This window comes from Pseudomonas sp. 14P5.3.2, assembly GCF_057799175.1.
Genome location: NZ_JBYOKU010000008.1, coordinates 61086 through 75774 on the forward strand (window position 1 = coordinate 61086; position 14689 = coordinate 75774).

The window sequence follows — 14689 nt, forward strand, 5'->3', positions numbered from 1 at the left end:
GCAGACAGTGTTTCTCCAGGCTGTACTGGTGGGAGCTTCACCATGTTGAACACCCTTCTTCCAATCCTGTTGTTCGCCGCCCTGGGCCTTGGTGTCCTCGGCGCGTTGCGGCGGGTGGCCATGTGGCGTCGGGGCCGGGCCTCGAAGGTCGATCTGCTCGGCGGCCTGTTCGCCATGCCCAAGCGCTACATGGTCGACTTGCACCACGTGGTGGCGCGGGACAAATACATCGCCAACACTCACGTCGCCACGGCCGGTGGTGCGGTGGCGTCGATCGTGCTGGCGATTCTGGTGCACGGTTTCGGACTGCATAACCGTATTCTCGGCTATGCGCTGCTGCTGATGACGGCAGTGATGTTCGTCGGGGCGATCTTCGTCTACCGGCGCCGGCTCAATCCGCCGGCACGGCTGTCGAAAGGCCCGTGGATGCGCCTGCCGAAAAGCCTGCTGGCGTTCTCCGCGTCGTTCTTCCTGGTAACCCTGCCGGTGGCCGGCATCCTCCCGGAGAACTTCGGCGGCTGGTTGCTCGCGGCGATTCTCGGGCTTGGCGTTTTGTGGGGCGTGTCGGAATTGTTCTTCGGCATGACCTGGGGCGGGCCGATGAAGCACGCGTTCGCCGGCGCGCTGCACCTGGCCTGGCACCGCCGCGCCGAACGCTTTGGCGGCGGTCGCTCCACCGGTTTGAAACCGCTGGACCTCAACGATCGATCCGCACCGCTGGGTGTGGAAAAACCCAAGGATTTCACCTGGAACCAGTTGCTCGGTTTTGACGCCTGCGTGCAGTGCGGCAAGTGCGAAGCGGCGTGCCCGGCGTTCGCTGCCGGCCAGCCGCTGAACCCGAAAAAGCTGATTCAGGACATGGTCGTCGGCCTCGCTGGCGGCACCGATGCCAACTTCGCCGGCAGCCCGTATCCGGGCAAGCCAATTGGCGAACACAGCGGCAATCCGCATCAACCGATCGTCAACGGTCTGGTCGATGCCGAGACCCTGTGGTCGTGCACCACCTGCCGCGCCTGCGTCGAGGAGTGCCCGATGATGATCGAGCACGTCGATGCCATCGTCGACATGCGCCGCCACCTGACGCTGGAAAAAGGTGCGACCCCGAACAAGGGCGCCGAAGTTCTCGAGAACCTGATCGCCACCGACAACCCCGGCGGTTTCGCCCCGGGCGGGCGGATGAACTGGGCAGCGGATCTGAATCTCAATCTGCTCAGCGAAAAGAAATCCACCGACGTGTTGTTCTGGGTCGGCGACGGCGCCTTCGACATGCGCAACCAGCGCACCTTGCGCGCGTTCGTCAAAGTGCTGAAAGCCGCGAAAATCGACTTCGCCGTACTCGGCCTGGAAGAGCGCGACAGCGGCGACGTGGCCCGTCGTCTGGGTGACGAAGCGACCTTTCAGTTGCTCGCCAAACGCAATATCCAGACCCTGGCCAAATACAGTTTCAACCGCATCGTCACCTGCGACCCCCACAGCTTCCATGTGCTGAAAAACGAGTACGGCGCGTTCGACGGCAACTACCTCGTCCAGCACCACAGCAGCTATATGGCGGAGATCATCCAGGCCGGTGCGCTGAATCTCGGTCAGCATAAAGGCAACAGCGTGACCTATCACGACCCGTGCTACCTCGGTCGCTACAACGGCGAGTACGAGGCGCCGCGTGAAGTGCTGCGCGCCCTCGGCATCGAGGTCAAAGAGATGCAACGTTCCGGCTTCCGCTCGCGCTGCTGCGGCGGCGGTGGCGGCGCGCCGATCACCGACATTCCGGGCAAGCAGCGGATTCCCGACATGCGCATGGACGACATCCGCGAGACCGGCGCCGAGCTGGTGGCCGTGGGTTGTCCACAGTGCACGGCGATGCTCGAAGGCGTGGTCGAACCGCGTCCGTTGATCAAGGACATCGCCGAGCTGGTGGCCGATGCGCTGCTCGAAGACGCCGCGCCAGGCAAGCCGACTGCACCGGCCAAACGTGAACCTGCGGAGGCCCACTGATGAGCGACATTATCCGCCGCGACCCACGCGCCGAATGGATTGCGCGTAACCGCCTGCACCCGTTGCACGCGGCGATGCAACCGGCGCAACACAGCTGGATGGGGCCTAACGGCGTCATCCGCAAGAACCTGCACGGCATCGGTTTCATCGGTCCCAACGGCATCAAGCGTATCGACCGCAGCGGCGCGCAACAGGGCGGGGCGGTCAAACGCTCGGCCACGGTTGAAGTGCAATTGCCGCTGCATCAGGTACCGGCGCCGGCGTTCTACATCAGTGTGGTGCCGGACATGGTCGGCGGTCGCTTGAGCAGCCACGACCGCGACTTGCTCGGCCTCGCTCATCAACTGGCCGGCAACGACGGCGCGGTGTTGGCGGTGGTGTTTGGCGAACACAAAGAGAACGCCTTCGCCACGGCCGGCGTTGATCGCTTGCTGGTACTGGAGGGCGACCAATTCAGCGGTTATGCACCGGAGCAACGGGTGCAGGGCCTGCGGGCTGTGGATAACCAGTTCAACCCGCGCCACTGGCTGCTGCCGGACAGCCGCAGCGGTGGCGGCGAGCTCGGCCGACGTTTTGCCGCGGCACTGGGCGAACGCCCGGCGACGCGGGTGTGGCAGGTCAAGGATCAGCAATGCATCGGTCGCGCCGGCGCAGGCCTGCAAGACCTGGCGCGGCCGGTCGCACGCTTGATTCTGGCTTCCGCCGAATGCGCAGAGCCGGTCAGCGAAACCCGTCACGAAGCCCTGCCGGTGGAGTTATCCACAACGATTGCGCGCAGCCTGTCGCGGATCGAGGATCTCGGCGCGGTAGCGGTGGATCCGGCGGCGATTCCGATGGCCGAGGCCGAATTCATTTTCTCCGGCGGCAACGGGGTCAAGGACTGGGCGCTGTTCCACCAGACAGCTGCGGCGCTCGGCGCCACCGAAGGCGCCTCGCGGGTGGCGGTGGACGATGGCTTCATGGCGCGTGATCGGCAGGTCGGTGCGTCCGGTACCTGGGTCACCGCACGGGTTTATGTGGCTGTGGGTATCTCCGGGGCGATCCAGCACCTGCAAGGCATTGGTGCCTGCGACAAGGTGGTGGCGATCAATCTCGACCCCGGTTGCGACATGATCAAACGCGCCGATCTTTCGGTGATTGGCGAAAGCGCAGAAATTCTTCAGGCGTTAATCGCGGCGGTAGCGGCTTACCGCAACGAAGCCAAGCGCGATGCGGCTTAAGGAACGGGTTATGAGCACAAAGATCATCAGTCTGGTTTCCATCGGTGCGCACCCGACGTCGGGCCGGCCACGCCGCGCCGAACAGGATGCCCGCGCCGTGGAACTGGGCCTGCAACTCGCTGGGGATAACCTGCAAGTGCTGCATGCCGGGGACGTCGCGGAACCTGCGCTGCGCGCCTATCTGGGCATGGGCCTGGAACAGCTGCATGTGCTGGAGCAACCCGCTGGCGCCGACGCCTTGCCGGCGCTGACCGCGTATCTGCGCGAGGCTGGCGCTCAGGTGGTGCTGACCGGCAGTCAGGCGGAAACCGGTGAGGGCTCGGGCATGTTGCCGTTCCTGCTCGCCGAAGGGCTGGGCTGGCCGTTGGTGGTGGGGCTGGCGCAGGTCGAGTCGATCACCGACGGCTCGGCGCTGGTGCTGCAAGCCTTGCCCCGTGGGCAGCGGCGGCGGTTGAAGGTGCGCTTGCCGTTTCTGGCGACTGTGGATAACGCCGCGCCCAAGCCGCGGCAGAGTGCGTATGGCCCGGCGCAGCGTGGCGTGTTGAACGCCGAAGACGTGGAGGTGCTGGATGATGAATTGCTGGCGGTTGCCACGTTGCAACCGGCCAAGCCAAGGCCGAAACGCCTGAAGGTGATCAAGGCCAAGAGCGGCGCTGACCGGATGAAAGCTGCCACCGCCAAAGCGAGTGGCGGCGGTGGGCAGGTGCTCAAAGGCGTGACCGCGCAGGCCGGGGCGGACGCGATTCTCAAACTCCTGATCGAAGAAGGCGTCGTCCGCTAGCCACAATCCTCCAGACACTGAACACCCCCTGTGGGAGCGGGCTTGCTCGCGAAAGCGTCGTTTCAGCTGCATCAAAGTTGAATGACCCACCGCTTTCGCGAGCAAGCCCGCTCCCACATTGGTTAAGGGGGCAGCAGATCTCAGTGTGTTTACCCACAATCCCTGTTGGCGGATCTGTGGATAACGTGTTCGCCCATCCCCAGACCCCACGCCAATCAAGCCCTGTAGCCGTCCGGTTAAAAAACGACCAACCTAAGTCACGGTTTTTCCGGGCTTTTTCTCCTGAATAACTTTGCAAGTTGCCCCCAATCTCTGTTGGCGCTTCTGTGGACAAGATGTTCGCTGTCCGCTGCAAGCCATATAGAACGTGGCCTGTAGAGATTTGGTCAATAAGTGATCAATTGGGCTTTTCAGGCTGATAATTCCTGCGCAAACCCCGATTTCACACAGCCCCCAGCGCTTTTCCACAGCATCCGCAAAGTTACCCCCGAAGTCTGTTGGCGCTTCTGTGGATAACGTGTTCGCCATCCTCTACAGGCCAAGTGAAACGTGGCTTGCAGGGTGTTGATTAAAAAACAGCCAATCCGGCGCGCAATCCGTCCTTCTGGATAAGTCACGATTTTTCTTCACAAATCAGTCAGTTATTTTTCCACTCATCCACAGTTACCCCCATTTGCTGTAGGTGGCTATGTGGATAAGTTGTTCGCCAAACCCTGCAGGCCCCGCCAGGCATAGTCCAAACAGCAATTGATCAGATTTCATACAGTTCTAAGGCGTTGCCTTGACTTCGATTCCTGCGCTGTCTTCACTGCAATGGCACAAGGACAGCCGTCACTTATCCACATCAGGTTCTGGGAGAACGCATGATGGATAGCCGCCCACACCGCCATCCCCCCTCGCCACGCAAGCGCACGTTACGTCGTGCGGCCAATCAACACGCTCGCCTGTAGCGTCGATTCCTGTTCATACCGCTGTGCTGTCGCCGGGTTTGCCCCGGAGGCCAGGTGCTCGTTCGCCCATTGATTGCAGGCAACCGCAGAGTTGCCCCATCAGCCTGAGAAAGGATCAGTCTCATGACACGCATCGCAACGCCCATCAGCGAGATCAAGGAACACTACGACGTCATTGTCATCGGCTCCGGTTATGGCGGCGGCATTGCTGCGTCGCGCCTGTCCCGGGCGGGTAAGCAGGTGTGCCTGCTGGAGCGGGGCCGGGAGATCCAGCCCGGCGAATACCCCAACACGATGATTGCCGCGACCGAAGAATTGCAGGTGCACGACCCCGACGGCCATATCGGTTCGCGCACCGGACTGTTCGACCTGCACGTGAATGCGCAGCAGAACGTGGTGGTCGGTTGCGGCCTCGGCGGTACGTCGCTGATCAATGCCAACGTCGCGCTTGAACCCGAGCCCGGGGTATTTGATGACCCACGCTGGCCTCAAGCCGTGCGCGAACACCGAGACACCTTGCTCAAGGACGGTTACGCCCGCGCCCGGGAAATGCTCAAGCCCAATCCGTACCCGAACAACGCGCCGAACCTGCCCAAGCTCGACGCCAACAAAAAGTCTGCGGACTACCTCAAGCAGGGCGCGCATTTCTACAAGCCGCCGATCAACGTGACCTTCGACAAACTGCCGAACAACCTCAACCACGTCGGCGTCGAACAGCTGCCGTGCAATCAGTGCGGCGACTGTGTCTCGGGCTGTAACAACAAGGCCAAGAACACCACGCTGATGAACTATCTGCCAGACGCCTGGAACCACGGCGCGGAGATTTTCTGTCAGGCCGAGGTGCGCTATCTGGAGCGCGATGGCGATGGCTGGATCGTGCACTTCCAGTATCTCGACAGCGGTCGCGAGAAATTCGACGCGCCAACGTTGTTTGTGAAGGCCGATATCGTCGTGGTCTCCGCCGGCACCCTCGGCTCCACCGAGATTCTTCTGCGCTCGCGGGACAAGGGCCTGGTGATGTCCGGCCAGCTCGGCGAGAACATGAGCGGCAACGGCGACATCCTCGGCTTCGGCCACAACTGCGAGCAGACCATCAATGGCATCGGTTTCGGCGCGCACTCGGCCAAGGAGCTGCAGCCGGTTGGCCCGTGCATCACCTCGGTCATCGACATGCGCACCGAAGGTGACTGGCGCAGCCGCATGGTCATCGAGGAGGGTTCGATCCCCGGCGCCCTCGGCCGGCCGATGGTGCCGGCGATGGCCGGTTTTGCCGAGATGATCGGTGTGGCCACTGACGACAGTTTCAGCGGCAAGCTCGGCTACAAGGAACGCGAAGCCGAAAGCTTTCTGCGCGGCCCGTATTACGGCGCGCTGCACAACATGCAGACCTACCTGATCATGAGCCACGACAGCGGCCAGGGCCGGATGCTTCTCGACAACAAGGACCAGTTGCGTATCGACTGGCCGGGCGTCGGCGAACAGGAAAACTTCAAACTCGGCAATGAGCGTCTGTACCAGAGCACCAAGGCGTTGGGCGGGGTCTGGGTCGAGAATCCGATCTGGACCCAACTGCTCAAGCACAGCATCGTCTCGGTGCATCCGCTGGGCGGTTGCGTGATGGGCGAGGACGCCGCGCAAGGCGTGGTCAATCACAAGGGTCAGGTGTTCAGCGGCGCCAACGGCACTGACGTCTACGCCAGCCTCTACGTGACCGACGGCGCGGTGATCCCGACCTCGCTGGCGGTCAATCCGCTGCTGACCATCTCCGCCGTGAGTGAACGCAACATGGGCCTGCTGGCCGCCGACCGTGGCTGGAAGATCGACTACACGCTGCCGTCGGCACCGCGCAAACAGGTGGCACCACCCACTCTCGGCGTGCAGTTCACCGAGACCATGAAAGGCTATTTCTCCCGCGCCTTCACCGCCGCGCAAAGCACCGATCTGAAAGTCTACGAAGCGGCGGCCAAACGCGGTGAGGCAGATAATTCGCCGATCGACTTTACCCTGACCATCACCGCCAACGACCTCAACCGGATGATCAAGGAACCGGAGCACGCCGCGACCATTGTCGGTACGGTCAATGCCCCGGCACTGTCGCCACAGCCGCTGACCGCCAGCAATGGCGTGTTCAACCTGTTCGAGCAATTCGAGCAGCAGGTCGACACACGCCACATGAAATACGACATGAAACTGACCGCCGAGGACGGCAACGACTATTTCTTCAGCGCATTCAAGACTGTGCCGGAAGACAATGGCGTGCTGAATATCTGGCACGACACCAGCACCTTGTACGTGACCCTGTATCGCGGGCCGGACAAGAGCGGCGAGGTGATCGGCTCCGGGGTGATGCACATTCATCCGACCGATTTCGCCAAGCAGATGACCACCATGAAAGTGCTCAACGCGCGCAACGAGCGCGAGCGCATCGAAGGCCTGGCGCGCTTCGGCAAGTTCTTCGCCGGAATTCTCTGGGAGAGTTACGGCGGAGTGTTTGCCGGTGATGTCTACTTCAATCCCGACGCGCCGCCACGGTTGAAACGGCCGCTGGATGCGCCGACCCCGGCGGTGCATTTCTTCCCCACCGAGGACGGCGTCGAACTGCGCCTGACCCGCTATCGGGCCGGCAGCAAAGGCCCGGTGATGCTGGTGCATGGCCTGGGCGTTGGTTCAAATATCTTTTCCACCGACACCATCCAGACCAACCTGTTGGAGTACCTGTGCAAGCACGACTATGACGTGTGGCTGCTGGATTTCCGCGTGAGCATTCTGCTGCCGGCGAGCAAGAAAGAATGGAACGGCGACCAGATTGCCCAGTACGACTTCAAGGCTGCCATCGCGCAGATTCAGCGGGAGACCCAGGCCAAAGACGTGCAATGCGTGGTGCATTGCTACGGCGCGACCACGTTCTTCATGTCGTTGCTGGCGGGGCTGCAGGGCGTGCGTTCGGTGGTCTGCTCGCAGATTGCCGCTGACACCGTGGTCGCCACGGCTACCGGGTTGAAGGCCGGTCTGCACCTGCCGGGGATGCTCGATGCGATCGGCATCAAGTCGATGACGGCGTACGCCGACAGCAAGGAAAACTGGTTCAACCGCCTCTACGACAAGGCCCTCAACGGCTACGCGCGGATCGAGGCGCAGGGCTATTGCACCAATCCGGTGTGCCACCGCATCACCTTCATGTACGCCTCGCTGTATCGCCACGACACCCTCAACGAAACCCTGCACGACAACCTGCACGAACTGTTCGGCGAGTCGAACATCGAGACCTTCGAGCACCTGGCGCTGATCGTGCGCAAAGGGCATCTGGTGGATTTCAAAGGCAACGATGTGTACATGCCGCACTTCGACCGGCTGAGCATGCCGATCTGCTTTATCAGCGGTGCGGAGAACCAGTGTTACCTGCCAGAAAGCACGCTGAAGACTTACCAGCGAGTCTGCGAAGTCCACGGGCCGGAGCGCTACAGCCGGCATGTGGTGCCGGGCTACGGCCACATCGACTGCATGTTCGGCAAGAACGCGGTGGTGGATGTGTATCCGATCATCCTTGAACACCTGGAGAAAACGGCCCTCGGTTGATGAAGTTTTTCTGTGGCGAGGGAGCTTGCTCCCGCTGGGCTGCGAAGCGGCCCCAAAATCTGAGCGTGCGGTTTTCCTGAAACACCGCATCTGCCGGGTTTACGACGGCTGCGCCGCCGAGCGGGAGCAAGCTCCCTCGCCACAAAAGCTCATCACACAGAGGGGCTCTCCTAAGGTCTGCACAAGGAAATGGATGACATGGATACCTGTATCCGCTGGTTTCAACGCTTCATCTGGATCGGCATTGCAATGAACATGGTGTTCGCGATTCCGGCGCTGTTTGCGCCGGGATTGCTGACATCGGTGGTCGGCCTGCCGCCGCAACTCTCCGACCCGTGGCTGGAAAACGCCGGGATGCTGCTGGTGGGCATCAGCGTGTTTTACATGCCGTCGGGCTTCAACGCGCCGCGCTACGTGGTGCATTCCTGGTTGTGCGTACTGACGCGGCTGATCGCCGTGGTGTTCTGGATTTACCTGATCAATACGAGCATTCAGGGTTCGGTGTTCGTGCCGATGCTGATGGGCGATCTGAGCTTCTTTCTGATTCTCGGCATTCTGCTGTACCTGGGCACCACGCCCGAGCACCGACCATGGGCGTTGCTCTGCGATGGCTGGCGCGAGTGGCGCGCGGCCTGGGCGCGGCAATGGCAGAGCCACGCCTTCAAGGTCGGCACCTTGATCGTGGTGGCGCTACTGGGTTTCATCGGTTACGAAACCTGGTACCAGATGCTGCGCGTGGTGCCGGAGCAGGAATACGCCTCCGACGAAGACCACTACAAATACGCCGCCATCGGCTTGGGCATCGAAGCGCGGATCCCGTATTACCTGTTCGCCGTGCTGCCGCAGATGTGCCCGGAAAAGATGCCCAAACCCGGCGGCTGGGAAGTGTTCGGCTTCCTCTATGAAAACGGCAAGGACCTGCCGATCGGCATGGCCAAGCGACAAATCGGTTACCCGACCGTAGAGCCGAACTGCGCGCTGTGCCACACCGGCTCCTACCGGGCCAATGCCAGCGACGTCGCGGTCAACGTGCCGAGCGCACCGGCCAACACCCTGCAACTGCAAGCCTTCCAGTGGTACGCCTACGATTGCGCCAGCGATCCGAAATTCACCACCGACGCGGTGATGGCGGCGATCAACAGCAAATTCCAGCTGGGCTTTTTCGAGAAGCTCTACAACCGCTACCTGATCATCCCGATGGCCAAGAGCGCGCTGCTCAAACAGAAACAGGCCTATGCCTGGCAGAAGTTGCGGCCCGCTCAGGGGCCGGGCCGCACCGACACCTTCAACCCGACGAAAATGGTGGTGTTCGGCTTCCCGGATGACTCGACCATCGGCACCGTCGACCTGCCGCAAGTGTGGAACCAGAAGCCGCGGGAGTCGATGTACCTGCACTGGGACGGCAATAACAACAAGATCCACGAGCGCAACTACGCCGCCGCCATGGCCGTGGGCGCGACCCCGGAATCGGTGCTGCCACCGAGCTTCAACCGGGTGACCAACTGGCTGCTCGGGCACAAGCCGCCGGCGTGGCCGTGGGCGCTGGATCAAGCGAAAGTCGCCCAGGGCAAACCGATCTGGGAAGCCAATTGCGCCGGTTGCCATGACTTCGGGCGTGCCGACACCGGGCAGGTCACCACCAACATCGATCAACTCGGCACCGATCCGCATCGGCTGGACTCGTTCACCACCGGTCTGGTGACGGCGTTCCACACCTTCAAGAAACCGCCGTTCGACTTCGGCGCGTATCGCAAGACCCAGAGCTACAGCAACACGCCGACTGACGGCATCTGGCTGCGCGCGCCGTATCTGCACAACGGTTCGGTACCGACCCTGTGGGATCTGTTGCAACCGCCGGAAAAACGTCCGGTGGTGTTCATCACCGGGTCAGACGTCTACGACCCGGTCAACGTCGGTTTCGTCACCAGCGGCGCCCAGGCCAAGGCCTCGGCGGACTTCAAATACGACACGCGGCTGGAGGGCAACCACAACACCGGTCACTTGTATGGCACGCAGCTTTCGGACGACGACAAGCGTGCGTTGATCGAATTCATGAAAACCCTGTGAGCCCTTACGGATAGAGGATTACGCCATGTCACTGGTCAGTCATTGGGAACACGAGTACGACAAGGTCAAACTGCGCCTTCACGGCTTGTTCACGCGTATGGAAATGGCCTGGATGAAGCTCATCAGCGAACTTGAACCGAAGGAGTTCGAGGCCATTATCAAGTTGCTACAGCGTGGTCACGATCAGGCGCAGTACGTGCTGAAAAACGGCGAGTTGCCGGACGACGAACCGGCGGTGCCGTGGGAATTGTCCCATGGCCTGTCGATCCTGCGTATCGGCAACGCGATGCCGCTGCCGCAATCGTCGGATCAACTGCAAACCCGGGTGTTGAAGGACGGCAGCTTGTTGGGTTGTCGCAAGTGGGAACTGCTCGATCTGCTGTGGAGCGAGGCGCTGCTGAAGTGGATCGAAAACCTGCGTCACCACGCGACCTTCGGCACCGATCCGGCGGTGGTGCAGATGGAGCGCGACGTGACCCTGGCGATTGCCGGCGACTGGGGCACCGGCCCCTTTGACAGTCATGCGCCGGCGGTTTCAGTCGCCAACCAGATGCAACTGGCGCAAGCCGATTTCACCATCCATCTGGGTGACGTGTATTACGCCGGCAGCCATTCGCAGGAAGACGTCGACATGGCCGGTTGGCCGATGGGCAGCCACGGCTCGTTCACCCTCAACTCCAACCACGAGATGTACAGCGGCGCCCATGGCTATTTCAAGGAACTGGCCAAGCGCTTTCCGGGGCAGCAGGGCACCAGTTATTTCGCCTTGATCAACGACGACTGGCTGGTGGTCGGCCTCGATTCGGCCTACGCCTCGGATGCGATGAACCTGTACATGGATGGCACGCTGAATGAGCCGCAGATCGTGTGGATGAAAGGCCTGCCGAAACGCAAAAAGATCATGGTGCTGAGCCATCACCAGGGCTTCGATATTTCCGGGCACAACAAGACCGCGCTGTATCAACCGGTGTGCGATGCACTGGGGCGCGAGCCGGATTATTGGTACTGGGGACATCTGCACAACGGCATCGTCTACGCACAACAGGGCGGTTTGCATGCGCGCTGCGCCGGGCATGGGGCGATTCCATACGGCAACGCCAGCGAGCTGGACGGGCATTCGCGGGTGTTGTGGTCGGAGACGCAGGATGCCAACGACCCGGACTATCCGCAGCGGGTGTTGAATGGCTACGCGAAAATCAGGCTGGTGGGGGAGGATATTTTTGAGGAGTTTATTGGCGAGGATGGCAGTGTGAGGTGGTCATCCAAGTGAGGCGGTGACCGGACCGGCCTCTTCGCGAGCAAGCCCGCTCCCACAGGTGGAATGCATTCCAAATGTGGGAGCGGGCTTGCTCGCGAAGCTTTTGCCTTTGATCTTAGCCCTGAACCGGGACGCCCTTGAGGTACGGCGCCGGCTCGGCCCCAAGGTTGTTGAGCATCCGCTCGCTGTACCAATCCACGAAGTTGACCACGCCAAACTCATAGGTCTTCGAGTACGGCCCAGGCTGATAGGCGGTGGAGTTGATCCCGCGCTGGTTCTCTTCGGCCAGACGCCGGTCCTGATCGTTGGTCGCGTCCCACACCTGGCGCATGCGCTCGACGTCGTAATCCACGCCTTCAACCGCGTCCTTGTGCACCAGCCACTTGGTGGTGACCATGGTTTCCTGGGCGCTGATCGGCCACACGGTGAAGACGATGATGTGGTCGCCCATGCAGTGGTTCCACGAGTGCGGCAGGTGCAGGATGCGCATCGAACCGAGGTCGGGGTTCTTGATCCGGCCCATCAGTTTGGCGCAGCCCTGTTTGCCGTCCAGGGTCATCGACACGGTGCCCTTGAGCAGCGGCATGCGCACGATACGGTTGCGCAGGCCGAAACTGGCGTGGGCGTAAGGGATCTTCTCGGCTTCCCACGCCGCGGCGGAGGCGGCGACGTGATCCTTGAACGCCTGATCGGCGCGCGGGTCGGTGACGTCGTCCCATTCCAGCAGGGTCTTCAGCAGTTCCGGGTGCGACGCGTTGCAGTGGTAGCACTCGCGGTTGTTTTCCAGCACCAGTTTCCAGTTGGCCTTTTCCATCAAGGTGGTGGTGATCGCCACCTTGGTGTTCTCCATGTCGTACGGTTCCATGTAGTGGTTCAGTGTCGACAGGAAGTCATCAATGGCCGGCGGATTCTCCGCCAGGCTGATGAAGATGTAGCCGCCGGCAGTCTTCACGTTCACCGGTTTGAGGCCGTACTGTTTCATGTCGAAGTCGGCACCCATCTCGGTGCCGGCGAACAGCAGACGACCGTCCAGCTCATAGGTCCACTGGTGGTAGTGGCAGACCAGTTTGGCAACCTTGCCCTTGTCGCTGGTGCACAGGCGCGAGCCACGGTGGCGGCAGACGTTGTGGAAGGCGTGGACTACGCCGTCAGCGCCACGAATGACGATGATCGGGTTCTTGCCGACCTGCAGGGTCAGGTAGTTGCCCTTGGCCGGGATCTCGCAGGTCATGCCGGCGATCAACCACTCTTTCTGGAAGATCTCCTGCATGTCGATATCGAACAGGCGCTCATCGCTGTAGAACGGTTGCGGCAGGGAAAAGGTGCGCTCGCGCTCTTGCAGCATCTGTGCGGTGGCCTTGCGTGCGGGTTCCAGCGGATCGCCCAGGCTGATTTTTGCGGTGACGTCCATCGATGTATTCCTCAAGGCCATCTGCGTGGCCGCGAAAGTGGCTGATCAGGGTTGCTACGCAAGGTGTAAAGAATCTGTTTGATGTGAGGCGAGTGTGGGGCCGGCGCTGGGCGGAACCTTATCCATGGGCGACATGGTGCAATCTGTTCCCGACGCGCAACCCCCGGTGGTTGGGGGCTGGTCGCGATAAGCATGCCGATGTCGCGGATAGGTAAACGGGCGGTCTGCGCTATACGCAGAATCGCCACATGAAGGCCGACAGTCGGCCGTGGAGAACAGCATGTCCAACAGCTTCCTGAATCCGGTCACCACCCAGACCTGGGCCAATGGCCGACACATCGTCCGTTGCGTCAAAGTCATCCAGGAAACCTGGGACGTGCGCACCTTCTGTTTCATGGCCGACCAGCCGATCCTGTTCTTCTTCAAGCCCGGGCAGTTCGTGACCCTGGAGCTGGAAATCGACGGCCAGCCGATCATGCGCTCGTACACCATTTCCAGTTCGCCGTCGGTGCCGTACAGCTTCTCGGTGACGATCAAACGGGTGCCGGGCGGCAAGGTCTCCAACTGGCTGCACGACACCTTGCATGAAGGCCAGGAGCTGGCGGTGCACGGCCCGGTCGGGCTGTTCAACGCGATCGACTTCCCGAGTCCGAAAGTGCTGTATCTCAGCGGCGGCGTGGGGATCACCCCGTGCATGTCGATGGCGCGCTGGTTCTACGACACCAACGCCAACGTCGACATGACCTTTATCCACAGCGCGCGCTCGCCAAAAGACATCATTTATCACCGTGAGCTGGAGCACATGGCGTCGCGAATCGACAACTTCAGCCTGCACCTGATCTGCGAGAAACACGGGCTGGGCGAGCCGTGGGCCGGCTATCGCGGCTACCTCAATCACAAGATGCTCGAACTGATGGTGCCGGACTTCCTCGAACGCGAAGTGTTCTGCTGCGGCCCGACGCCGTACATGACCGCGGTCAAGCGCTTGCTGGAAGCCGCCGGTTACGACATGTCGCGGTATCACGAGGAATCCTTCGGCGCCACGCCACCCGAGGCCCGCGCTGACGCAGTTGAACAGGCCGAGCAGGCGGCCGAGGCACCGGAAATCGACGCAGCGGATCTGCATCAGGTCGAGTTCACCGCCTCCGGCAAGAGCATTCGCGTGGGCCCGGGCGAAACCGTGCACGCAGCCGCGGCCAAGCTTGGCCTGATGATCCCGAAAGCCTGCGGCATGGGGATTTGCGGCACGTGCAAGGTGCTCAAGCTCGGTGGCGAAGTGGAGATGGAGCACAACGGCGGGATCACCGAGGACGACGAGGCGGAAGGGTTCATCCTGTCGTGCTGCAGCGTGCCGAAGGGCGACGTGCGGATCGAATTCTAAGGATCGATGCAAATCCCCTGTGGGAGCGGGCTTGCTCGCGAAAGCGTCGGATC

Annotated in this window: 8 protein-coding genes; 7 read left to right on the plus strand and 1 reads right to left on the minus strand. The window is 61.7% G+C overall.

Annotated features, from left to right (window positions below; translation table 11 throughout):
- The first annotated feature begins 42 nt into the window (after positions 1-42).
- The 6 genes from dgcB to AC27VU_RS08745 all read left to right on the plus strand — a co-directional run bounded on the left by dgcB (position 43) and on the right by AC27VU_RS08745 (position 11856).
- Positions 43-1992, plus strand: a complete 1950-nt coding sequence (gene dgcB / locus AC27VU_RS08720) for a dimethylglycine demethylation protein DgcB (protein ID WP_488723875.1) — start codon at positions 43-45, stop codon at positions 1990-1992.
- The gene (gene etfA / locus AC27VU_RS08725) at positions 1992-3212 is read left to right on the plus strand and encodes an electron transfer flavoprotein subunit alpha (RefSeq protein ID WP_400508876.1); all 1221 of its coding nucleotides are present in this window, start codon (positions 1992-1994) and stop codon (positions 3210-3212) included. Before dgcB ends, etfA begins: the two co-directional genes overlap by 1 nt.
- Before the next feature lie 10 nt (positions 3213-3222).
- Positions 3223-3993 carry an electron transfer flavoprotein subunit beta gene (gene etfB, locus AC27VU_RS08730; protein ID WP_226500938.1) on the plus strand — a complete coding sequence of 257 codons (771 nt, stop codon included), beginning with the start codon at positions 3223-3225 and terminating at the stop codon, positions 3991-3993.
- A gap of 1073 nt (positions 3994-5066) precedes the next feature.
- Positions 5067-8519 (plus strand): GMC oxidoreductase, encoded by a 3453-nt coding sequence (locus tag AC27VU_RS08735; protein ID WP_488723876.1) that lies wholly within the window; start codon positions 5067-5069, stop codon positions 8517-8519.
- Between the two features lie 198 nt (positions 8520-8717).
- On the plus strand, positions 8718-10586 hold the full coding sequence (locus AC27VU_RS08740; protein WP_338800183.1) for a c-type cytochrome: 1869 nt from the start codon (positions 8718-8720) through the stop codon (positions 10584-10586).
- 25 nt (positions 10587-10611) lie between these two features.
- A complete protein-coding gene (locus tag AC27VU_RS08745) occupies positions 10612-11856 on the plus strand; it encodes a metallophosphoesterase family protein (protein ID WP_488723877.1) in 1245 nt (414 codons plus the stop codon).
- A gap of 103 nt (positions 11857-11959) precedes the next feature.
- Here the strand turns inward: AC27VU_RS08745 and gbcA are convergent, their stop codons facing one another.
- Positions 11960-13255: a glycine-betaine demethylase subunit GbcA gene (gene gbcA / locus AC27VU_RS08750; RefSeq protein WP_003228971.1), complete on the minus strand. Its 1296-nt coding sequence runs from the start codon at positions 13253-13255 to the stop codon at positions 11960-11962.
- 280 nt (positions 13256-13535) lie between these two features.
- Here gbcA and gbcB point away from each other — a divergent pair, with 280 nt between their 5' ends.
- Complete coding sequence (gbcB, locus tag AC27VU_RS08755; protein ID WP_103484824.1) at positions 13536-14636, plus strand: glycine-betaine demethylase subunit GbcB; 1101 nt, start codon at positions 13536-13538, stop codon at positions 14634-14636.
- Positions 14637-14689 lie beyond the last annotated feature (53 nt).